We start from the raw sequence: 21715 nt of genomic DNA on the forward strand, positions 1-21715 counted from the left end.
TCTAGAGCGGTGTTAGGCTACCGTTCTAGATTGAAAAACGTTTGAGTTTTCGTCTCAACGACGCCGAACGCGTTTGGTCCAAGCTCGGCACGAAAGATTGGCGCGTTGGGCCAAACGACACCATGCTTTCTCACATTGTCTATGATCTCATCGGGCGCATATGCGTATTGTTTTGCGAAGTCTTGATAGCTTTCGATCATATCATGAGCTCTCAGGGACTGACGTAAACTGTGCCCTGATGTGACCATGCCTTCAGAAGCTGCGTAAACCTTCCCGTCTATCTCAGTTGGAGTATTCGCCTGAACTTTCCTGAGAGCGAGTCGCTCTTCGTCCGAAATTGAGCGGCTGAGGCCAACCACGCCCTTCAATTTTCTTACAAAATCCATCTCAGGCCAGTTTCGCACAATGACGCGCATAATGTGCTCTTTAGCCCAATCTTTGTGTGTCATGATATCAATAAGAAATACGTGATCGCGGCGGAAGATGGCGAAGATAATGTCGTCGCTTCTTTCAACAAATCCATCGTCTTGAACCACAGTTGATATATGAAGATGATGAACGCCCCAGTCATTCAACATTAAATCTAAGTCGCGTCTCTGATGCGTTTTCTTGCGGCTGACATCTACATATCCATGCCTCACACCACGACTTAGATATTTCGTAAGGTCATTTCCTAACTCAATGTCTCGTACAACCGAGATGATATCGCGCGCTCTTTCTTTGAGAACGCGATTGGATCGAAACTCTGGAGAAACGACGACCTCTCTCGGTCTTTTAGCTATCAGCCGCCATTCCCAATTATTCCAAGTCACGAGCAATTCATGCGTGGACATGTGTGAAAGTTGTGTCCTTAAGGCGGGATTTCTTCGGTTATAGGGCAGATTGTCGATGACGAAGCTACGGGCACTGTCCTTGAGTTGTGCAAATAGATCATTCATCATAAGGCTCCGTTATCTCGATCTTACATAATCCACTTTCTGCCCTATCCTCACCGTCCTTTCACCCTTTCTTTATAGGCCGTTATCATCAGTTGGGGTGACGACTCGTTTGGAGCGCCTATATTAGCCTTATGAACAGACGCACACTTCTTGCGGGCCTTGCGGCCCTGCCCCTCCTGACGCCGGCATTGCCAGCCTCGGCGGGGGAGCTTTCGATCGCTCAGATTAACCAGTATCTGAACCAGTTCCGCACCGCTTCGGGCAGTTTCGTGCAGAAAAATCCGGGCGGGAGCCTTTCGCAGGGGAATTTCTGGATGCAGCGCCCTGGCAAGATCCGCTTTGAATATGCGGGCGGCGGCAACAAGGTGCTGGCCGACGGGATCAACGTGGCGGTGTTTGACGGCAAGTCGAACCGGGGGCCGCAGCGCTATCCGCTGAGCCAGACGCCGCTGAACATCCTGCTCTCGACCAACACCAACCTGACCAGTCCGGGCGTTGTGAAACAGGCGTTTTTCGACGGTACCGCGACCCATGTGGTGGCGCAGGACCCGCGCTTCCCTGAGCGCGGCACCATCGAGATGGTGTTCACCGACCCGGCCGAATTGCGTCAGTGGGTCGTGACCGATGGCAAGGGTCAGAAAACCACGGTGATCCTGAATGAGCTGAATGCCGGGGTCGCCATCGAGCCGGTGAAATTCAACATCGAGCTCGAAGAGCGCCGTTAACGAGAGATGAAGCCGGGCCATAGCGCCCGGCTTTTTCCTTAGCGCCCGATGAATTTTGGCGGGCGCTTTTCCTTTTGCGCGGCGAGGCCCTCGGCATGGTCGCTCGACGCAAAGGCCGCCGCGATCCGCCCGCGCGCCGCATCCGCATCCAGCCGGTTTTCCGCAATCTCGTTGAGCGTGATTTTCATCCCCTGCACAGCCATCGGCGCGAGGGTCGCCAGCGCTTCGGCTTCCTCAAATGCGCGGTCCTCCAGCGCCTCGGCCGGGACCAGCGCATCGAGAAATCCGATGTCGAGGAGCGCCTCGTCGGTGAAGGTCTCCGCCTTCAAAAAGATCCGCCGCGCCATCTGCAATCCGAGTTGCGCAATCACTCTGGACATACCGACCGGTTGGTAATGTATCCCCAGCCGGGCGGGCGGCACGAACATCTTCATCCCCTCCGCCCCGATCCGAAAATCGCAGGCGAGCGCCAGTTCCACGCCGCCGCCATAGACCCCGCCATTCAGCGCACAAATCACCGGCTGCGGCTGGCGGGACAGCCGGTCGCAAAGCGCGCCGAGCGGGTTGGCGTTCATGTCCTTCCCGCTGACCTCCCCCAGCGACACACCGGCGCAAAAACTGCGGCCCGTCCCTGTGATCACAATCGCCCGCGCGTCCCCTGCGGCGTTCAGCGCGGAATGCAGCGTTTCCATGTCCTCCACGCTGAGCGCGTTGTGGCGCTCGGGCGCGTTGAGGATGATGGTTAAGATATAGCCTCTCCGGCGGGTCTCGATCATGGCGGGCCTCCTTGCTCCCACGCTACCCGGTTTTCCTGCGGTGTCAAAAGACTAGACAGCGCGCGGCGGGATGGGTTCACTCGGGACACCACAAGGGAGGAACACCATGCGATCCATTCTGCTCAGCCTGCTGCTCGCCAGCCCGGCTCTGGCCTTTGACGGGCTTGTCGAGAAACAGGAATTCACTATCGAGAACTACCAAACGCGCGGCGGCGAGACGGTGCCGGAGATGCGACTCGGCTATGAGACTTATGGCGAGCTGAATGATGCGAAGGACAATGCGATTCTGATCCCGCATTATTTCTCCGGCAATTCTCATGCGGCGGGCAAATACAGCGAGGACGACGCCGCGCCGGGCTATTGGGATGCGATCATCGGCTCCGGCAAAGCGATTGATACGGATACATATTTCGTCGTCTCGGTCGACACGCCCGTCAATCTCGCGGCCAATGATCCCAATGTGATCACAACCGGCCCGGCGAGCATCAACCCCGAGACCGGTGAGCCCTACGGCATGGATTTCCCGATCATGACCATCGGCGATTTTGTGGACACGCAAAAAGGGCTGATGGAGCAGCTCGGCATCGAAAAATGGCACGCGGTCATGGGCGCCTCCATGGGCGGCTTGCAAACCTATGAATGGGCGGCGAGTTACCCAGACCTTCTGGAGCGCGCCATTCCGGTCATTTCCTCCGGCTATGCGGATGCGGATCTGATCGCCTGGCTCGACATCTGGGCCGCGCCGATCCGTCTCGATCCGAACTGGAATGGCGGCGATTATTACGATGGCGAGGCCCCGAATGCGGGGCTGGCGCAGGCGCTCAAGATCGTGACGCTCCATGCGCAGTCGCCGGAATGGTCGAACGCCGCTTTTGGCCGCAATTGGGCGGATGAGAGCGCCGATCCGGGGGCGAGTTTTGACAATGAATACGCGGTCGTCTCCACCCTCAACGCGGCGGGCGCGGCGCGGGCAGGGGCGTCCGACGCGAACCATTTCCTCTATCTCGTGAAGGCCAACCAGCAATTCGTTGCGGGCGGCGGGGAGAATGTGTTCGAGGGGCTGCTCGATATCGACGTGCCGGTGATGCTGATCCACTCCAACGAGGATCTCGTCTTCCCCGGCGATGCGGTGCGCGAGACGGCGGCGATCATCAAATCCGATGGCACCCCGGTTCAGGTGGTCGAGCTGCAAGGCACGCGCGGGCATCTCGACGGGGTGGTGAATATGCTTCAGGCGGCCCCGCAGATCGCGGCGTTTTTGGCGGCGGGTGAGGAGGCTCCGGCGGAAGAGGCGCCTGCAGAAGAGACCGCTGAGGAGGACGCGGCTGACAGCGAAGCTGCCGAGGGCACGGCGGACAGCGAAGGCGCGGAGGCGCAGTAAGCGAAAGGAGCGCGGTGTTGCGCCGCGCTCCTTAAATCCCAGCGGGGTTTACGCCTCAGGCCTCAGAACCGCCAGGAGGTGCGCAGGCTGGTGCTCCACGCATCCGCGTCGATGCCCGAGCCGCCGATGTCCTCGAAATTATGCTCCAGAAGTTCCACGCCGACGCTGGCTTTCGGGGTGAAGGCATAGGACGCGCCGAGGCCGTAGAACTCGCCCCACTCGTCGCCCAAACCATCCACATCGACATTCGCCGCGCCGCCGACGACATAGGCAAGGACATTGCCGAACTCATAGCCCGCGCTGGCCTTCAGGCGCAGCACCCGATCCACGGTGATCGCATCGGGGACAAGCTCGATATCCGTCCAGTCATGCTCGATTTCGCCGCCCACAACCCAACGGCCGCCGTCATAGCGGTAACCGGCATGAAGGCCGAATGCGGTGTCATCTTCTTCGATATCCACATCGGTTTCGACCTCAAGATTGCCGACACCCGCGCCGAGATAGAACCCCGACCAGTCCTGCGCCCAAACCGACGTCGTTGACAGCGCCAAAACTGCTGCGCCCATTGCAAGATGCTTTTTCATTTTTTCCTCCAGATCAGGTTTGTTCTCGAAGCCCCGCACCCGCAGCCTCGTTAACCTTTACGCGTGAGGGGGAGAGAAGGTTGCAAGCGGGCGTGTGGTGGGGGATGACATTTTTGTGAGGGGGCGTTTGTGTTAAGCGCGAATTCGGTTCAGATTATTTTTGGGAAGACCGAGACTCTCAAGAGAGTTGGGGGCTTTTGATGCTCCTTGCCATTAAAACCTGAAGGCGACACCAAACTCCAATAGCTAGGCATAATTTTCTCAAATTAAAATTTTCATAATGTGCAGTTTGTGATTAGGTTGAGGAGTTTAATTCCAACATGGAGACACAGATGCGCTTCGTTAGTACCCTATCTTTAGTTTTGGCTATGGCCGCCTGTAGTACGGATTTGTCGAGCGAAGCTTCCAATGTTCGGCAGATTTCATTGAACGCTGCCGAAAGCTGTCAATTTCTCGGAGGTGTCACTGGCTCCGGTATGTTTGGCATGACCGAAGCGATGGATACGACGAGCGCCTATAATCAGCTTCGCAATTCGGTATCGGAAATGGGTGGCAATGCATTTGTCGTCTCATCATCGAGCAGTTCAATGGAGTCTGCGGTCGTGCAGGCAGACGCCTACGATTGCTAAAAAGCCGAGCTAGGAGAGTGTAGTAGTTATCTGTGCTCTCTCAATTCCCCCTTACACCTCAAATTCCGCGAAAACCGGCACATGATCCGACGGTTTCTCAGCTCCTCTCCATTCCCGTTTGATCCAGCTTGAGCGGGACGCGCTTTCCAGATCGCCGCTGGCCCAGATGTGGTCGAGGCGGCGGCCTTTGTCGGCGGCGTCCCAGTCGCGGGCGCGGTAGGACCACCAGCTGTAGAGTTGGCCTTCGGGGATGTGTTTGCGGGTGATGTCGACCCAGCCGCCGGCGTCCTGCATCGCGGTCATGGCCTCGACCTCGATCGGCGTGTGGCTGACCACTTTGAGCAGCTGTTTGTGGGACCAGACGTCATCCTCGCGCGGCGCGATATTGAAATCGCCGACGATGATGGATTTTTCCGGGCGCTGGCCTGCGAACCAGGTTTTCATCCGGTCAAGAAAATCGAGTTTATGGGCGAATTTGGCGTTTTTCTCGGGGTCCGGCTCGTCGCCGCCTGCGGGGATGTAGACGTTATGAAGGGTGATCCCGTTCTCCAGCCGCGCGCCGATATGGCGGGCATGGGACTCGCGGCAGATCGGCGGCACGCTTCCGTCCTCCAGCGGCGCCAGCGGGATTTTCGACAGGATCATCACGCCGTTATAGCCCTTTTGCCCGGCCGCGACCCAGTGGGAATAGCCGAGTTCCGCGAAGCCCTCCAAAGGGATTTTCTCCACCGGCGATTTGGTTTCTTGCAAGCACAGCACATCGGGCGCATCCTCTTTGAGCATATCGAGAACCAGCGCTTCGCGCAGACGCACCGAGTTGATGTTCCAGGTTGCAAGTTTCATGGCCGTCTCCTTCTTTCGCGGGGGAGACTGCCCCGAGTGAGGACAAGGTGCAAGCTGCCCGGCGCGCGTCATGGCGTAAGGAGACCCTATTCATGAAAAAGATTTTGATGCTTGCCCCGCTCGTCGGCCTTGTGGCCGCCTGTCAGCCCGCCGCTGAGGAGGAGCCCTCCGTGACCATCGTGCCGCTCACCTATAGCTGCGCCGGGCAGGATTATGGCGTGATTGCCGGGGAGGGCGTGGCCTATATCGACGATTCAGAGGGCCGCAAGACGCTGGATCAGATCCCAGCGGCCAGCGGGTCGCGCTATGCGGGGGAGGGTTATGGTTTCCACATGAAGGGCAATGAGGCGATCCTGCAATTGGATGACGGCGAGGATAGCTGCACCCTGATCCCGTTCCGCGCGGGCGGGAATGAACCGTTCTGGTCGGTCTCGGTGGAAGGGCGCAGCATGACGCTGGCCCGACCCGATTTCGAGGATGTGGTTGTCCCGACGGCGAGTGTGAGCCGCACAGATACGGGCTGGCAGTTTGCCGCCAGCGCCTTCACCCTCGACGTCACGGACCAGCGCTGTGACGATACGATGGCCGACCGCAGCTATCCTTTCACCGCGAGCGTCACGGTCGGCGGGATGGAAATGACCGGCTGCGCCGGCGCGCATTTCAATGAAGGACCGCTCTGAGTCCCCAAAGCACCGTTTGGAGGTTTTTCAGCCTCCAAACATAAAATTGTCTTGAAACAATCAGATAGCCGATTCACCCTGTCGGTGAGGGCATGTTACGTGCCCGTCACTTAAAGGAGAGAAGATGAACAGCATTATCTATCTGGTCGGCCTCGTTGTCGTGGTCGTCCTGATTCTGAAGCTGCTCGGCGTTTACTGAGCCTTGAAAAACAGGGTGCGGCGGTCAGCGCCGCAACCCGATCCCGCGCAGGAACCGCCCAAAGGCACCTTCACGCTGCACCGGCTGCTGCCGCGCCTTGCCGCCGCGATCAATGCCGCTGCGCAGCTCTTTCACCACATCGGTGACCGCCTTGACCGTCTGATCCGTCGCCGCGCCCTCGGCAAGACTCGCCTCCAGCGCATCGACAATCACGGAGCCCGCGACCACCGCATCGGCGAACCGCCCGACCTCTTCGGTGTCCTTGGCGGTCTTGATCCCGAAACCCACGGCAATCGGCAGATCCGTTTTCGCGCGGATCGGGGTCAACGCCTCTTTCACAGCGGCGAAATTCGCGGTCGCCGCGCCGGTCGTCCCCTTGATCGAGACATAATAGAGAAAGCCCGAGGTGTTTTGCAGAACCTTGCCGAGCCGCTTGTCATCGGTGGTCGGCGTCACAAGGCGGATGAGATCGAGACCTGCGATCTGCGCCTGCGGGGCGATCTCGGCATCCATCTCCGCCGGAACATCCACGACGATCAGCCCGTCCACGCCCGCCGTCGCCGCCTCGGTGCAGAATTTCTCCACGCCATAGGCGTAAATCGGGTTGAAATAGCCCATCAGAATAATGGGCGTGCTGTCATTCTCCGCCCGGAACCGGCCCACCATGTCGAGCGTCTGCCCCAACGGAACCTGGTTTTTCAATGCGCGGATCCCCGCACGCTGCACCGACGGACCATCGGCCACCGGATCGGTGAAGGGCATCCCGAACTCGACAATATCCGCCCCCGCTTCGGGCAGGGCTTTCAGCACATTGAGCGCGGTCTCGGCGTCCGGATCGCCCGCCATGGTAAAGGTGACAAGCGCCGCGCGATCCTCGGCGCGGCAACGGGCGAAAGTGTCGGTCAGGCGATGCGTCATAGTGGTCTCCTTGCGCATGAGTGAAACCACACTGGCGCGCGGAAGGAAAGCGGAGAGAGAGAAATTTTGACGGGAAGGGGTTTAGACAATACCGGCACTCGTGATCTCCGCTAGATCATCAAAATAGTCTTGGTGAATTCTTAGGTGTGGTCGCTTTGCTATTTTGGGTGAGATCGACTTTTGTGCACAGCTTTATTGATCTTTCGAACCGCATGTGTGCGGCTTTACCTTTGGATGAGATCACCTCTCGTACCGGGTTTGCAGAACAGCTAACGTGACATAAAGGCCGACGAAAACGACCCAAGTAAGGCTCGCTGACAAAAGGATCTAAATGACTTTCTTTTCTAATATTGACGCGATCAATCACGCCTGCCGTACGCTCGGACTTGATGCCTCGTCATCGCGCCTTTTGATTGAAACTGCGCGTCCAACGATTTGGTTAAGGCACAGCGATCCCGCTCCCGACGTCGGTTTGCCAGTTCGCACATCGAAGGTGGGCGGCGAACCAGATTTACCGCCTGAACTTGCTTGGCCCGTAAGGCCGCCTCTTGCAGATTGCGAGCGCTATGCGCAGCTACTGAGGGACTCTATCGTTTTACCGGAGCAGGAAGTCTTCGTAGACTTTGCAATCGACCTTCTCGGAAAACCCTTTCCGATGGCTTTTCTTGCGCAAGTCGACCTCGAAGCTATGGCGCACGAACAAGGTTTCGATCCTGCGCTGCCAGATCGGGGTATGCTTTGGGCTTTTAATGATTCATTTGCAGATTGGTATGGCCCGCAATCGCCGCATGGAGGCATCACCTTGCTTTGGAGCGATGCGAGCGGGCTGAGGCGGCATGAAACACCGGCCCTTCTCCGCGAGGCATGGCAACTTGGTGTTTCAGACTTTGGAACCCCGATGGTGGAACCTTGGGACGCGGATATAGAAGCAGAGCCGCTCTCGCCTATTTCAGGGTGGACGGTGAATCCGCGACGAGATCAAGCTTTCTACCACCGACTGGCAGACGAGAGATTCGAGTTTGCGGATGGCGGGGGCGACCAACTTGGTGGCTGGGAGGTCCCGCTTCAACAAGATATGCACGGCGACGTCGAAATGATTGCTACTGGACCGGGGCCGGACAATGACGACCAAATAGCCCGTGCAAGAGAACGCTGGCGACATGTGCTGACAATAAATGCCGAGACATACCTATCGCGGCTCATGCCAACATGGGGTGACGGTGCGATGTATATGTTTGTTGATGAGAAAGACCTCGCCGAATGTCGATTTGACCGCGCAGTAGGGACCTCACAAATGACCTGAGGAGACCTAATTAGCTGAGGTCTAATTGAAAATAGGGTTCAGCGGGTGTGATGAGGAGCAACCGCGGCCTCAGAACGGCGCGCGACCACGCCAGCCCTACCGCTGCCCCGCCCGGATCCGATCCGGTTCGGCCCGCCACAGGAGGTTCCCCTGTGCGGGGGTGTCGCCGGGCAGGGCGAAGGGGATGTTCATTTCGCGGAGTTGGCCGGGGGGCACCGTGACATAGGCCGAGCCGCGGCCTTCGCCGATGATCTCGCAGGCGTCGCTTTCGGTGGTTGTGGGGCAGTCGAGCATCTGGAGGCGCATGGTCACGCTTTCGAGCGGCACCGCGCCGTCATTATGCACCCGCATCGAGAGCATCCGTCCGCCGGGGCGCTCGCCAAGGGCCATGTCGGTGATGCGCAGATCCTCGACGCTGAGGGTGCTGTCATCCGGCCCGCCATCGGTGAGAAGATAGGTGCCGAGCCCGCCCGCCATGAGGATCGCGAGACCCGCCGCCGCAAGCCGCAGGCGCGGCAGGGCGATGGCGATGAGGGCGAGGGTCAGAAGGATCAATAAAAAGAGCGCCATACCCATAATATAGGTATGGCGCGCATAAAGGACCAGATCGGCCCTGTGGAAAACCTGCCCGCGCATGTGGCGGGCAGGGGGTGGTTACGAGGCTTCCTTGAGGATGTCCGAGAGCGAGAAGGCCGCACGCATCAACTCGCGGGTATACTCGGTTTGCGGCGCGTCGAAGATCTGATCGACGGGGCCTTCCTCCACGACCTTGCCCTGTTTCATCACCATCACGTAGTCCGAGAGCGCCCGGACGACCGCGAGATCGTGGCTGATGAAGATATAGGAGAGATCGTAGTCGCGCTGGAGTTGGCGCAAGAGCTCGATCACCTGTTTCTGGACGGAGCGGTCGAGCGCCGAGGTCGGCTCGTCGAGGACGATCACATCGGGTTTGAGGACCAGCGCCCGCGCGATGGCGATCCGCTGGCGCTGCCCGCCGGAGAATTCATGGGGGAAGCGGTTGCGCATGGCGCGGGTCAGCCCGACCTCCTCCAGAATATCGCCAGCGATCTTGTCGCGCTCCTTGGAGGACAGTTCCGGCTGGTGGACCAGCAGGCCCTCGGTGATGATCTGCCCGACATTCATGCGCGGGCTGAGCGAGCCGTAAGGGTCCTGGAACACCATTTGCAGGTCTTCGCGGAAGGGCCGCATTTCGGCGACATCGAGATCCGACAGCAGTTGCCCGCGATAGGCGATCCGCCCTTCGGATTTGTTGAGCCTGAGCAGCGCCCGCCCGAGGGTGGATTTGCCCGAGCCGGATTCGCCCACAACCCCGATGGTCTGGCCGCGTTTCAGCGCCAGCGAGATGTGGTCAACCGCCTTGAGTTCCCAGCCTTTCGAGAAGAGCCCGCCCGCATCGCCGAAGGTCACGCAGACATCATCGCCGGTGAGCAGGGTTTCGGCCCCCTCTTGCGGCGCGGCTTTGCGGCCCTCCGGCTCGGCAGCGAGCAGCATTTTTGTGTAGTCCGTCTCCGGATTGCCGAAAATCTGCGCGGCGGTGCCGTGTTCCACCAGATTGCCGCCCTGCATCACATAGACCCGGTCGGCGAAGGCTTCGACGATGGTCAGGTCGTGCGTGATGAAGAGGATCGACATGCCGATCTTGTCCTGCAATTCGCGCAGGAGCATCAGGATTTCCGCCTGAATGGTCACGTCGAGCGCGGTGGTCGGCTCGTCCGCGATCAGCAAATCCGGGTCATTGGCGAGCGCCATCGCGATCATTACGCGCTGGCGCTGCCCGCCGGACATCTCATGCGGATAGGCCTTCAGCTTGCGCTCCGGTTGGGGGATATGGACGAGCTGCAAAAGCTCCAGCGCCCGCGCCTCCGCCGCGCGGCCCTTGTAGCCGCCATGTTTTTTCAGCACCTCGATCAACTGCGCGCCGATCGTGTAGAGCGGATCAAGCGAGGTCATCGGCTCCTGAAAGATCATGGTGATCTTGGCACCGCGAATGCGGTTGAGCTTGTCCTTGGACGCGCCGAGAAGTTCCTCGCCGCGATATTTGATCGAGCCGGTGGCTTTGCCGTTGACGGCTAGAAGCCCCATGGCGGCCATCATCGTCTGGCTCTTGCCCGAGCCGGACTCGCCCACCACGGCCACGCGCTCGCCGGGCATCACATTGATCGAGATGCCTTTGACCGCGTGAACTTCGCCATCGGGGGTGTCGAAACGCACATGAACGTCGGTTGCGTCGAATACGGGTTGGTCAGTCATATCAACGGTCCTTCGGATCAAGCGCGTCGCGCAGGCCATCGCCAATGAAGTTCAGCGCAAAGAGCAGAACGGTCAGCGTGGCGGCCGGGAAGATCAGCATATAGGGCGCGCCGCGCATATTGCGGGCCCCTTCGGAGATCAGCACGCCGAGCGAGGTCAGCGGCTCCTGCACCCCGAGACCGAGGAAGGACAGGAAACTCTCCAGCAGGATCACTTTCGGGATCAGCAGGGTCATGTAGATGATGACCGGCCCGAGCGTGTTCGGCACGATATGGCGGCGCAGAATGCCGCGGGAGCGGACGCCAAGCGCCTCGGCGGCCTGCACGAATTCGCGGCGGCGGAGCGAGATGGTTTGCCCCCGCACGATCCGCGCCATGTCCAGCCATTCGACGCAGCCGACCGCGACGAACATCAGCGCGAGATTGCGGCCAAAGAACACCACCAGCAGGATCACGAAGAAGATGAAGGGCAGCGAATAGAGGATATCCACAAACCGCATCATCACGTTGTCCACACGCCCGCCGACAAAGCCCGCGATGGAGCCATAGGTCACGCCGATCACCAGCGCGACGGCGGTGGCCAGCGCCCCGATGATGAGCGAGACGCGCAGCGCGATCAGGGTGCGGGAGAGAAGATCCCGGCCATTCGCATCGGTGCCGAAGAAGAAGTAATTCTGCGCCACATCTGCGGTCAGGGTGCCACTCAGCCCGTCGCTCGCGATCTCGGTGAATTCGGCGTTCGAAAAGTCGTTCGCCCGTTCAAGATAGCGCGCATAGCGAGGGTCGATCTCGCGGGCGGAGGTGACGGGAATCGTGACCTTGCCGCCCTCGACGGTGATCTCGCCCAGCTCCATCCGGGCGCGGCGGAGCGCGTCCTCGGCGGCCGGGACGATCTCATCGGCGCGCGGATACGCCTCCAGACTCGCCGGCGTTTTCACATATTCCGGGAAAACCTGCGCATAGTGGTTGGGCACCACCATCGGCCCGAAAATCCCCGCCAGAGTCAGCAAAAGCAGCGTGAAGATCGCGACCATCGCCGCGCGGTTCTTTTTCAGCCGCATCAGGGCGGTTTGCCAGAGCGACCGGCTTTCGGTGTCGGGAAGTTGCTCCTGCCCCGGATCGAGCGGGGTCAGCGGATCATGGGGGAGTTGGGAAATATCACTCATAACGCACCCGTGGGTCGAGCGCCGCGTAGACGAGATCGACGATAAGATTGAAGAGGACGACAAAGACGGCGACGATCACGACGGTGCCCATAACGAGGGTATAGTCGCGGTTCAGCGCGCCTTGCACGAAGTAGCGGCCAATGCCGGGGATGCCGAAAATCTGCTCGACGACGATGGAGCCGGTGAGCAGCGCCGCCGCCGCCGGGCCGAGATAAGACACAACCGGCAGGATCGCCGCACGCAAACTATGCGTGACGATCACCGACCAGCGGCCGAGGCCGTAAGCGCGGGCGGTGCGGACATGGTCCGAGCGCAGCGCCTCGATCATCGCGCCGCGCACGAGGCGGGCGATCACGGCGATCTGCGGCAGGGCCAGGGTGATGACCGGTAGGATCATATGCTCCAGCGACCAGTTCTCCCAGCCGCCCGCGGGCAGCCAGCCGAGCATCACGCCAAAGACCAGCGCCAGCACGGGCGCGACGACGAAATTCGGGATGGTGATGCCGAAGGTCGCGGTGGCGATCACGGCATAGTCGATCCAGCTGTTCTGGCGCACGGCGGCGATGGAGCCGAGGGTGGCACCGATCACGAGGGCGACCGCGAGGGCGGTCAGGCCAAGCTGGATGGAGACGGGCAGGCCGTTGCCCAGAATATCCTGCACACGCAGGTCGCGATAGACAAAGCTCGGGCCAAGATCGCCTTTCGCGAGATTGCCCAGATACATGAGATATTGCTCATGGAGCGGCTTATCGAGGCCAAAGGTGGCGTTGATATTCGCCATCACGGTCGGCTCCAGTGGGCGCTCGCCGTCGAAGGGGCCGCCCGGGGCGATCCGCATCAGGAAAAACGTGGCGGTAATGATCAAAAACAGGGTGGGAATAGCGCTCAACAGGCGCCGCAAAACATAGGAGAGCATGGTTCAAACCCCCAAAAGGGCACCGCCCCCGAAACAAGGGGACGGCGCGGTTGCGGGTTTACTCTGCGATCGAGAGGAAGCGCGTCGGGTGGTTGTCGTCGATGTTATCGACCCAGCCTTGCAGTTTCGGCGACACGAGGCCGTGCGAGCTGTACCACAGCAGCGGAATCCGCGGGACATCGCGCAGAACGATTTCCTCGGCTTGCTTCATGATTTCGGCGCGCGCCACGAGATCCTGCTCGGCGGCGGCCTCCTCCATCAGCGCGTCATACTCATCATTGGCATAGTTGGCGTAGTTGAAGCCGTCATTGCCTTGCTCCAGCAGGAACAGGAAGTTCTGCGGGTCGGAATAGTCGCCGATCCAGCCTGCGCGGACGACATCATAATCGCTGGTGTCGCGAAGATGGGCATAATGCGCCGACGCGTCGCGGACGTTGTAGGTCACATCCACATAGATCGGGGCCCACATCTCGGCAATCGCGGTGGCGGTCGCCTTGTGGTTCTCCGAGGTGTTGTAGCTGAGTTCGATCTCAAGGCGGTTGTCGTCGGAATAGCCCGCCTCTTCCATCAGCGCGATGGCGGCGTCCTCACGGTCGAGAAGCGAGTCCTCGGACCACTCATAGGTCGGCGCTTCGACCTCATAGTTGCCGATCCCCGGCGGGATGTAGCCATATGCCGGCGCCATCGAGCCCTGCCAGATTTCATTGGCGAGGAATTCGCGGTCGATCACCATGTTCAGCGCCTGACGGACATTCACATCGTCAAAACGCTCGGTGTTGATGTCATAGTAATAGGTGCCGAGATACGGGGGCAGGCGCACGGCATCGCCATGCTCGGCCTTCAGGCGCTCAAGATCTTCCGCCGGAAGGTCGGAGCAGGAATGGATCTCGCCCGCTTCCCAACGGCGCACACAGGTCGCGCGGTCTTCGAAGGGGATATACTGCACTTCGTCGATAGCGACATTCTCGGCATCGTGGAATTCCGGGTTCTTTTGCAGAACGATGCGCTCGTTCAGCGCGACCTCTTGCAGCGTATACGCGCCGTTCGAGACCATGTTGCCCGCTTGGGTGAAGTCACCGGCTTCGACGCTGGCCGGGTGCATCGGCAGACCGGTCTGGTGAGTCAGCAGCTCAATGAAATAAGGGGTCGGCTGTTCCAGCGTGATTTCGAGGGTCTTATCGTCCACAGCGCGGATGCCAAGCTCTTCAACCGGCATTTCGCCCGTGTTCACGGCCTCTGCGTTTTTGATGGCATATTGAATGGTCGCATAAGACGCAGCTGTCGCCGGGTCTTGCAGGCGGCGGAAGGCAAAGACGAAATCATTAGCGGTCACCGGATCGCCATTCGACCATTTTGCATCCTCGCGGATGGTAAAGGTATAAACCGTGCCGTCTTCGCTCTCTTCCCAGCTTTCTGCGACGCCGGGTGCGAGTTCGTTATTCGCGTCCTTGATGACGAGACCTTCAAAGAGGTCGCGCATGATGTGGCCCTCGGCGACGGTGGAGGTCTTGTGGTGATCCAGTGTCTCCGGGTCGCCATCGTTGCCGCGCATATAGGTCACGGCATGGGCCTGGCTCGCCATCAATGCGATGGCCGAAACGGTTGCGATTGTTTTCAACATTTTTCTTCTTACTCCCTGATAGAGTTATTCATGTCAGAAAGGTTGCCCAAAATTTGGGCGCTCGCAAGGGGAACAAAATGAGAGTGATGCGGAGATTTTTATGCAACGCTTTGCTTAGTTAAGCGTTTAAGCACTGAAGTTTACTTGCGCTACCTTCACCGATCCGATTTGGTGAGCACATGCCTCAAAGGAGTTTTTCCCCCGTGATCCGCTCGGCCGTCTTCCTTCTCATGAGCAGCGTTCCGGCGCTTTTGATGACCCCGCAAAAAGCACAAGCCTTTGAACTCTTTGGAATTCATTTGTGGGGAGACGAAGATGAAGGCGAGGTCGATGTGATCGACCCGCATAATTACGAGGTCACGATCACCGCCGATGACGACACGGCCAAGGACATCACGGAATCGGCCTCGGCGCTTTGGGAAGACCGCGACGATCCGGCCTCTGGCTCCGCCGGGGTTATCGCGAAAGCACGGGGCGATTACCGCAATATTATCGGCGCGATGTATGACGAGGCCCGCTATGGCCCTGTCGTCTCTATTAAAATTAATGGTCAGGAAGCCTCAGAAATCGAGTTGGACGCGCCTTTGCCGAATCCCGTGCCGGTGGAAATCACGGTGAGCGCCGGGCCGGAATTCGAGTTTGGCCGCGCCGAGATTGGCAACCGCTATACCGGCTACATTAAGACCGAGGATGACATCGGCACCTCGCCCGAGGATGTCGGGTTTGAGACCGGGGAGCCCGCCCGCGCCGGTGTGGTGGACCGCGCCGCCCGCGCAACGACGCGGCTTTGGCGCCAGCTTGGCTATCCCAAAGCCACCGCATATGCCCCCGACGCCGTGGCCGATCACGACCGCCAGCAGCTTGATGTGTATGTTCCGGTCGAGCCGGGTTCACGCGCCAATTTTGGCCGCACCAGCATCGCCGGCACGGAGCGGATGGACCCGAATTATACCGTCTATATGGCCGATATCCCCGAGGGTCAGGAGTTCGACCCCGATGTGATCGAGGAAGCCGAAGAGCGCATCGGGCGGCTCGACGTGTTCCGCATGCTGCGCTTCGAGGAGCCGGAGAGCATCAACCCCGATGGCAGCTATCCGATCCATATCGAAGTGGAGGAAAAACCGCTGCGCCGCATTTCCTTCGGGGCAGAGCTGTCCTCGCTCGACGGGGTGAGCCTTGAAAGCTACTGGTATCACCGCAACCTCTTTGGCCGCGCCGAGCGCCTGCGCTTCGACGCCTCGGTCAGCCGCATCGGCTCCAGCGAAGACATCAGCGACATCGATGATGTAAACGATATCGACTACTCGGTCGGCGTCACCTACACCATGCCGGGCCTGTTCGACCCGGATCTCGATTTCGTCTCCTCCGTCTTTGCCGAACAGGAAGTGTTCGAGACTTACCGCGACGAAAGCGTCAGCGCGCGGACGGGCTTCAACTATATCTACGACAAATACACCTCCGGCAGCCTCTTCGCCGTGGTCGAGAAATCCGAAGTGGTGGACGCGACCGGGACGCAGGAATTCCTCCTGTTCGGCGCCGAAAGCGCCATCGAATGGGACCGCCGCGACAGCGAAACGGACCCGCGTTCCGGCTTCTATCTGCGCGGCACGTTTGACGCCTATTACGAGGCCGAATACGAGAACTTCCCCCTCCGCCCGACGCTGGAAGGCCGCTATTACAAAGGCTTTGGCACCGATAATCGTTTCGTGCTGGCAGGCCGGGTCAAGGTCGGCTCGCTCCTGAACACCGATCTCGATGAAGCGCCAAACAGCCTGACCTTCTACGCCGGCGGCGGCGGCTCCGTGCGCGGCTATGAATACAAGCAGATCGGCATCGTCACCGGACAGGATGAAGACGGCGACGACATTGTCGAAGGCGGTCTCTCGCTGGTCGAAACCTCGGTCGAATTCCGCGCCGATATCACCGATAACTGGGGCGCGGTCGCCTTCGTTGATGGCGGTCTCGTCACCGATGAAACCACGCCGGACTTCTCGGGCGACATGCTCTTTGGCGCGGGCCTCGGCATACGCCGCCAGACCGGGCTCGGCCCGATCCGCGTCGATGTGGCGGTCCCGCTTGACAAAGACAAAGCAGACGAAAACTTCGGGGTCTATATCGGTCTCGGGCAGGCATTTTGATGACACGCAAAACCCTTCTTACCGGCCTTCTCCTGTCCACCGCGCTCGTGCTGCCGCTCTCCGCGCAACAAGATGGCGACGAGGATGAAAACGGCTTCATCGTCCGCCAGCTTGAACAGCGGCTGTCGAGCGAAAACATGACCGTCAGCATTTCGGGCGTCGATGGCGCGCTGTCGAGCAATGCCCGCGTCGGCGAAATCAGCTTTGCCGATGAGGACGGCCCGTGGCTGACCATCCGCAACGCCGAGCTGGACTGGAACCGCCTCGCGCTCCTGCGCGGCCGCGTGAACATCAACCGCCTCGCCGCCGAAAGCATCGAGATCCCGCGCTTGCCGGGGCAGGGCGGCGATCAGGTCGAGACGGAAGCCAAGCCCTTCACGCTCCCCGATCTGCCGGTCTCGCTCAATCTGGGTGAGCTCGATATTCAGCGCGTCGAGGTGGGCGAGCCGGTCGTCGGTGAGGCGTTCGCCGCCTCCGTCACGGGCGGGATGACCTTTGACGACGCGGCGATTGACGCGACCATGAATCTGGAGCGCCTCGACAACGGCGACAATGGCGGCAATATCAGCGTGACGGCGCAGTTCGACAGCAACAGCCGCGACACACTGATCGACATTTCGACCTATGAGCCGCCGGGCGGTCTCGTCTCCTCCTTGCTCAACATCGAAGGGCAGCCGGAAATTTCGCTTGAGGTGCAGGGCGAGGGCAAACTCGACAATCTCGACGTGAATATCGACCTGGAGACCGACAGCGAAGACCTCGTCGTTGGCACGGTCGCCATGCGTCAGGGTGAGCAGGGTCTCGGTTTCGGCGCGGATCTGCGCGGCCAGATGGCCCGCGTCGTGCCGGAGCGCTACCGCCCCTTCCTTGAGGGCGAAAGCACGGTGAAGGTGCAGGGCGTCAACAAAGGCGAAGGCGCGGTTGAACTCAGCGAGCTTGCCGTTGAAACCAATGCGCTGTCCCTCTCCGGCCAGCTTGAAACGCTTCAGGGCGGCTTCCTGCGCCGTCTCGATCTGCAAGGTCAGCTTGGCGATGGCACCGAGGATGTGCCGCTCCCGGCGGGCGAGACCGAGGCGTCGCTGCGGCAGGCCAATATCGACATTCGCTATGGCTTGGAAGGGTCCGACGCATGGGATGGCTCCATCACCGCCGAGGCGCTGCAATTCGACGAGATTTCCGCCGAAGCGCTCGACATTGATCTGGGCGGCGAGGCGCAAGCCCTTGATGATGCGGAAAATCGTCTCGTGACGGTTGGCATCACCGGCGGGCTGCGCGGTCTCGATGCGGAGGATGCGGACACGGCGCGCGCCCTTGGCGATGCGCTCGATCTCAACATTCAGGCGCGGCTCCCTGCGGGCCAGCCGGTCGAGTTACAAACCGCGCAAATCAGCGGCGAAGTGGGCGAGATCGGGCTTCAGGGCCTGATCGACGATTTCACCTTCGACGGCACCATCGAGGCCGATTTGCCGGACCTGACCCCGCTCGCGGGCCTCGCCAACCGTGATCTCGCGGGCGGCGGCAACCTGACCCTTGAGGGCAGCTATGGCCTGACTTCGGGCAAATTCGATTTCGACATTACCGGCCTCATGCAAGACCTTCAGGTCGGGCAGGAGCAGGCCAACGCCATGCTCGCGGGCGAGACCGCGCTCGATGGCCGCGCGATCCGTGACGAGGCGGGGCTCCTCTTCCGCGATGTGGAAGTCAACAACGGTCAGTTGCAGGCCAATCTCTCCGGCGTTGCCAACTCGAACCGCAACGACATTTCGCTCGACGCACTGATCCGCGATCTCGGAGTGCTGTCCGAAAACGCCTCCGGCGCGCTCAACCTCACGGCGACCGCCGAGGGCCGGGACGGCACGACCAATCTCACCGCCCGCGGCGATATCCCGAACGGCCAACTTCAGGGCCGCGACGCGCAGGATATCTATTTCGAATTCGCCGGCGTGAACGACGATGCGGGCCTGCGCGGCGATCTCTCGGGCGGCGGCGAGCTTGGCGATGCGCCGATCACGCTGGCTGGCTCCGTCGATATTGGCGAAGAACAGCGCCAGATCAGCGGTCTCGATCTCGCCATCGGCGCGACCGAGCTCGTCGGCGATGTGGTGCAGAATGTCGAATCTGGTCTCTTCGAGGGCGGCGTCCAGATCATCTCGCCGGATATTTCCGACGCCGCCGCGCTGGCGCTGATGGAAGCCGCCGGGTCCGTCGATCTCGATGTGCAGTTCTCGGCTGAAAATGGCGAGCAGGATGTGGCCGTCGATGGCGATCTCAACGGTATCGAGCAGGGCAATATCCGCATCGGCAACATCACCCTCGACGCGACCATCGCCAACGCCCTCGCCGCGCCGCAGATCAATGCGGATCTCTCGGGCGGCAACATCAGCTTCGGCGAAACCTCGGTCGATATCGTTGAAGGCTCGGCGACCACCAATGGCGACACCACCGATTTCAACGTGAACACCCGGCTCGGCAATGGCGCGACCATCGACGCAGCGGGTGCGGTCACGCAGGTCGAAGGCGGCATGGATCTCGCGCTCGACACGGCGCAGCTCAATCAAAACAACGCCTCCGCACGCCTCCTCAACCCCGCAGAAATCCAACTGCGCGGGCAGGATGTCACCCTTGGCGACATCGCGCTCGACGTGAATGGCGGGCGGGTCGAGGTCAGCGGCGAGGCGGGCGAGCAGCTCAACCTGCGCGCCAATCTCGCCAATGTCCCGCTCGATATCGCCAACGCCGTCGTGCCCAATCTCAACGCGGGCGGCATCGTCAACGGCAATGCGACCATCACCGGCTCGCGAACCCAGCCCAATGTCGATTTCGACGTGACGGGCCGCGACCTGACCGCCGCGCCGATCGCCAATGCCGGCGTGCCGCCCATCGATATCGACGCCAGCGGCGAGATGACCGGCACGGATCAGCTGGCCCTCAACGCTGCGCTCAACACCGATGACGGCGTCTCCGCCCGCGTGAACGGCACCACCTCGCTCAGCGGCGGGCCGGTCAACCTTTCGATCAATCTCGACGCCTTCCCGCTCGCCTTCGCCAACCGTTTTGTCGACGGGCAAAACCTGCGCGGCAGCGTCACTGGGACGGGGCAAGTCACCGGCTCGCTCACCGATCCGGCGGTCAGCTTCGATCTCGATGGCTCCGGCATCGGCGCGGCCCCGCTTGACAGTTTCGGCGCGAATGGCCTCTCGGCAGCGCTCACCGGCGAATATCGCGGGCAGGCGCTCAACGTCACCGGGCTTCAGGTGAACGGCCCCGCCGGGCTGACCCTCAACGCCCAGGGCTCCGTCCCCTTCAACGGCGGCGCGATGAACGTGAACGCCCAAGGCGCGCTGCCCCTCGATCTGCTCGACCAGACCCTGGCCAGCCGCAACGCCCGCGCCGACGGCGTCGTCAATCTCGACATTGCGGCGAGCGGCGCGCTCTCCAACCCACAACTCTCCGGCACCATCTCCACCAGCGGCGCGACCTATGTGGATGCGGGCCTCAACATCCGCGTCGAGAACATCGCGCTCGATGCGGCGCTGGCGGGCGACACGCTCAACCTCAACAGCCTCTCGGCGGAACTGGCGCGCGGCGGCACGATCAACGCCTCCGGCACGATGGGCATCGCCGCGCCCTTCCCGGCGGATATCGACATCACCATGCGCGGCATCCGCTATACCGATGGCGATATCGTCGCGACCCGCTTCAACGGCGATCTCTCCATCGACGGGCCGATCTATGGCGCGGGCCTCGTCTCGGGCCGGATCGATTTGAGCGAAACCGAAATCTCGATCCCGCAGGGCTTTGGCGGCTCCGCCGGTCTGCGTCTCGGGGTCGAGCATGTGAACGCGCCGCCCGCCGTGGAAGCCACGCTCGCCCGCGCCGCGATCCGCGAGCGCCAGCGCAGCCAGCAGGCCAGCCCGACCGATGATCTGCGGCTCGATATCGAGATTTCCGCCCCCGAGCGTGTGTTTGTGCGCGGACGCGGCCTCGACAGCGAGCTTGGCGGCAGCGTCCAGATCGAAGGCACCGTGGGCGATCCCGCCCCGATCGGCCAGTTCGAACTCAATCGCGGTCGCCTCAACCTGCTCGGCCAGCGGATCGACCTCGACGAAGGAACCCTGACCCTCAACGGCACGCTGACCCCGCGTCTGCGCCTCGTCGCGCTCACCCAGAGCAGCGATGTGACCGCGCAGGTGATCGTCGCTGGTCCGGTCAATGATCTCGATCTGACCTTCCAGAGTACCCCGGAACTGCCCGAGGACGAGGTGCTGGCCCGCGTGATCTTCGACCGCTCGATCTCCGAGCTGTCGGCCTTCCAGCTTGCCCAGCTGGCGGCGGCGGTGTCGGAACTGACCGGCGGCGGCGATGGCGGCGTGATGAGCGAGATCCGCGAGACCATCGGCTTCGACAATCTCGACGTGAAAACCGACGAGGATGGCGAAACCGCGGTGCAGGCCGGCAAATATCTCTCCGATGATGTCTACACCACCATCGAGACCAACTCCGCCGGGACCACCGAGGCCGGCGTCAGCGTGGATATCACCGAGCATATCCGAGGCCGCATCTCCGTCGATAACGAGAGCGAAGGCACCATCGGCATCTATTACGAGCGGGATTATTGAGGAGGGGGC

17 protein-coding genes are annotated in these 21715 nt (G+C 61.0%); 7 read left to right on the forward strand and 10 right to left on the reverse strand.

The genetic code is table 11. The features are described 5' to 3' along the window. Positions 1 to 17 precede the first annotated feature (17 nt). Positions 18 to 938 (reverse strand): hypothetical protein, encoded by a 921-nt coding sequence (locus tag ACMA5I_RS01205; RefSeq protein ID WP_525884393.1) that lies wholly within the window; start codon positions 936 to 938, stop codon positions 18 to 20. 131 nt (positions 939 to 1069) lie between these two features. Between ACMA5I_RS01205 and ACMA5I_RS01210 the strand changes: the two genes are divergently transcribed. Continuing rightward, entirely contained in the window at positions 1070 to 1663 is a 594-nt protein-coding gene (locus tag ACMA5I_RS01210) for a LolA family protein (protein ID WP_525884394.1), read from the forward strand. A 38-nt stretch (positions 1664 to 1701) separates the two neighbouring features. Here the strand turns inward: ACMA5I_RS01210 and ACMA5I_RS01215 are convergent, their stop codons facing one another. Further along, positions 1702 to 2439: an enoyl-CoA hydratase/isomerase family protein gene (locus tag ACMA5I_RS01215; protein WP_525884395.1), complete on the reverse strand. Its 738-nt coding sequence runs from the start codon at positions 2437 to 2439 to the stop codon at positions 1702 to 1704. 106 nt (positions 2440 to 2545) lie between these two features. Between ACMA5I_RS01215 and ACMA5I_RS01220 the strand changes: the two genes are divergently transcribed. Beyond that, complete coding sequence (locus tag ACMA5I_RS01220; protein WP_525884396.1) at positions 2546 to 3820, forward strand: E22 family MetX-like putative esterase; 1275 nt, start codon at positions 2546 to 2548, stop codon at positions 3818 to 3820. 62 nt (positions 3821 to 3882) lie between these two features. Here the strand turns inward: ACMA5I_RS01220 and ACMA5I_RS01225 are convergent, their stop codons facing one another. Continuing rightward, positions 3883 to 4404, reverse strand: coding sequence for an outer membrane protein (locus tag ACMA5I_RS01225; RefSeq protein WP_525884397.1), 522 nt, complete (start codon positions 4402 to 4404; stop codon positions 3883 to 3885). Between the two features lie 320 nt (positions 4405 to 4724). On the opposite strand from ACMA5I_RS01225, the gene ACMA5I_RS01230 reads away from it, so the two are divergent. After that, positions 4725 to 5033 (forward strand): DUF4156 domain-containing protein, encoded by a 309-nt coding sequence (locus ACMA5I_RS01230; RefSeq protein ID WP_525884398.1) that lies wholly within the window; start codon positions 4725 to 4727, stop codon positions 5031 to 5033. A gap of 51 nt (positions 5034 to 5084) precedes the next feature. On the opposite strand, the gene xth is transcribed toward ACMA5I_RS01230, so the two are convergent. Continuing rightward, positions 5085 to 5876, reverse strand: a complete 792-nt coding sequence (xth, locus tag ACMA5I_RS01235) for an exodeoxyribonuclease III (RefSeq protein ID WP_525884399.1) — start codon at positions 5874 to 5876, stop codon at positions 5085 to 5087. A gap of 92 nt (positions 5877 to 5968) precedes the next feature. Between xth and ACMA5I_RS01240 the strand changes: the two genes are divergently transcribed. Then, the gene (locus ACMA5I_RS01240; RefSeq protein WP_525884400.1) at positions 5969 to 6556 is read left to right on the forward strand and encodes an MliC family protein; all 588 of its coding nucleotides are present in this window, start codon (positions 5969 to 5971) and stop codon (positions 6554 to 6556) included. 223 nt (positions 6557 to 6779) lie between these two features. Here ACMA5I_RS01240 and trpA read toward each other — a convergent pair whose 3' ends face one another. Beyond that, a complete protein-coding gene (gene trpA / locus ACMA5I_RS01245; RefSeq protein WP_525884401.1) occupies positions 6780 to 7673 on the reverse strand; it encodes a tryptophan synthase subunit alpha in 894 nt (297 codons plus the stop codon). Positions 7674 to 8004: 331 nt separating this feature from the next. Between trpA and ACMA5I_RS01250 the strand changes: the two genes are divergently transcribed. Next, the gene (locus ACMA5I_RS01250; protein ID WP_525884402.1) at positions 8005 to 8976 is read left to right on the forward strand and encodes a DUF1963 domain-containing protein; all 972 of its coding nucleotides are present in this window, start codon (positions 8005 to 8007) and stop codon (positions 8974 to 8976) included. A 96-nt stretch (positions 8977 to 9072) separates the two neighbouring features. On the opposite strand, the gene ACMA5I_RS01255 is transcribed toward ACMA5I_RS01250, so the two are convergent. From ACMA5I_RS01255 to ACMA5I_RS01275, 5 genes are all read right to left on the reverse strand, one after another. Next, entirely contained in the window at positions 9073 to 9546 is a 474-nt protein-coding gene (locus ACMA5I_RS01255; RefSeq protein ID WP_525884403.1) for a hypothetical protein, read from the reverse strand. Between the two features lie 84 nt (positions 9547 to 9630). Next, positions 9631 to 11247, reverse strand: a complete 1617-nt coding sequence (locus ACMA5I_RS01260; RefSeq protein WP_525884404.1) for an ABC transporter ATP-binding protein — start codon at positions 11245 to 11247, stop codon at positions 9631 to 9633. A 1-nt stretch (position 11248) separates the two neighbouring features. Beyond that, positions 11249 to 12412, reverse strand: a complete 1164-nt coding sequence (locus ACMA5I_RS01265; RefSeq protein WP_525884405.1) for an ABC transporter permease — start codon at positions 12410 to 12412, stop codon at positions 11249 to 11251. After that, positions 12405 to 13328, reverse strand: a complete 924-nt coding sequence (oppB, locus tag ACMA5I_RS01270; protein WP_525884406.1) for an oligopeptide ABC transporter permease OppB — start codon at positions 13326 to 13328, stop codon at positions 12405 to 12407. The genes ACMA5I_RS01265 and oppB overlap by 8 nt, the downstream gene beginning before the upstream one ends. Positions 13329 to 13386: 58 nt before the next feature. Then, entirely contained in the window at positions 13387 to 14949 is a 1563-nt protein-coding gene (locus ACMA5I_RS01275; RefSeq protein WP_525884407.1) for a peptide ABC transporter substrate-binding protein, read from the reverse strand. A 230-nt stretch (positions 14950 to 15179) separates the two neighbouring features. Between ACMA5I_RS01275 and ACMA5I_RS01280 the strand changes: the two genes are divergently transcribed. Then, positions 15180 to 17087 carry an autotransporter assembly complex protein TamA gene (locus ACMA5I_RS01280; protein ID WP_525884408.1) on the forward strand — a complete coding sequence of 636 codons (1908 nt, stop codon included), beginning with the start codon at positions 15180 to 15182 and terminating at the stop codon, positions 17085 to 17087. Next, positions 17087 to 21706 carry a translocation/assembly module TamB domain-containing protein gene (locus ACMA5I_RS01285; RefSeq protein ID WP_525884409.1) on the forward strand — a complete coding sequence of 1540 codons (4620 nt, stop codon included), beginning with the start codon at positions 17087 to 17089 and terminating at the stop codon, positions 21704 to 21706. The genes ACMA5I_RS01280 and ACMA5I_RS01285 overlap by 1 nt, the downstream gene beginning before the upstream one ends. Positions 21707 to 21715 lie beyond the last annotated feature (9 nt).

The organism is Jujubicoccus corallicola, assembly GCF_047345645.1.
GTDB lineage: Bacteria > Pseudomonadota > Alphaproteobacteria > Rhodobacterales > Rhodobacteraceae > JBLEFH01.

Excerpts from the sequence above, each read along its gene's own strand:
- ACMA5I_RS01205 (WP_525884393.1), bottom strand. The coding sequence starts at position 938 with ATGAATGATCTATTTGCACAACTCAAGGACAGTGCCCGTAGCTTCGTC.
- ACMA5I_RS01210 (WP_525884394.1), top strand. The coding sequence starts at position 1,070 with ATGAACAGACGCACACTTCTTGCGGGCCTTGCGGCCCTGCCCCTCCTG.
- ACMA5I_RS01215 (WP_525884395.1), bottom strand. The coding sequence starts at position 2,439 with ATGATCGAGACCCGCCGGAGAGGCTATATCTTAACCATCATCCTCAAC.
- ACMA5I_RS01220 (WP_525884396.1), top strand. The coding sequence starts at position 2,546 with ATGCGATCCATTCTGCTCAGCCTGCTGCTCGCCAGCCCGGCTCTGGCC.
- ACMA5I_RS01225 (WP_525884397.1), bottom strand. The coding sequence starts at position 4,404 with ATGAAAAAGCATCTTGCAATGGGCGCAGCAGTTTTGGCGCTGTCAACG.
- ACMA5I_RS01230 (WP_525884398.1), top strand. The coding sequence starts at position 4,725 with ATGGAGACACAGATGCGCTTCGTTAGTACCCTATCTTTAGTTTTGGCT.
- xth (WP_525884399.1), bottom strand. The coding sequence starts at position 5,876 with ATGAAACTTGCAACCTGGAACATCAACTCGGTGCGTCTGCGCGAAGCG.
- ACMA5I_RS01240 (WP_525884400.1), top strand. The coding sequence starts at position 5,969 with ATGAAAAAGATTTTGATGCTTGCCCCGCTCGTCGGCCTTGTGGCCGCC.
- trpA (WP_525884401.1), bottom strand. The coding sequence starts at position 7,673 with ATGACGCATCGCCTGACCGACACTTTCGCCCGTTGCCGCGCCGAGGAT.
- ACMA5I_RS01250 (WP_525884402.1), top strand. The coding sequence starts at position 8,005 with ATGACTTTCTTTTCTAATATTGACGCGATCAATCACGCCTGCCGTACG.
- ACMA5I_RS01255 (WP_525884403.1), bottom strand. The coding sequence starts at position 9,546 with ATGGCGCTCTTTTTATTGATCCTTCTGACCCTCGCCCTCATCGCCATC.
- ACMA5I_RS01260 (WP_525884404.1), bottom strand. The coding sequence starts at position 11,247 with ATGACTGACCAACCCGTATTCGACGCAACCGACGTTCATGTGCGTTTC.
- ACMA5I_RS01265 (WP_525884405.1), bottom strand. The coding sequence starts at position 12,412 with ATGAGTGATATTTCCCAACTCCCCCATGATCCGCTGACCCCGCTCGAT.
- oppB (WP_525884406.1), bottom strand. The coding sequence starts at position 13,328 with ATGCTCTCCTATGTTTTGCGGCGCCTGTTGAGCGCTATTCCCACCCTG.
- ACMA5I_RS01275 (WP_525884407.1), bottom strand. The coding sequence starts at position 14,949 with ATGTTGAAAACAATCGCAACCGTTTCGGCCATCGCATTGATGGCGAGC.
- ACMA5I_RS01280 (WP_525884408.1), top strand. The coding sequence starts at position 15,180 with ATGAGCAGCGTTCCGGCGCTTTTGATGACCCCGCAAAAAGCACAAGCC.
- ACMA5I_RS01285 (WP_525884409.1), top strand. The coding sequence starts at position 17,087 with ATGACACGCAAAACCCTTCTTACCGGCCTTCTCCTGTCCACCGCGCTC.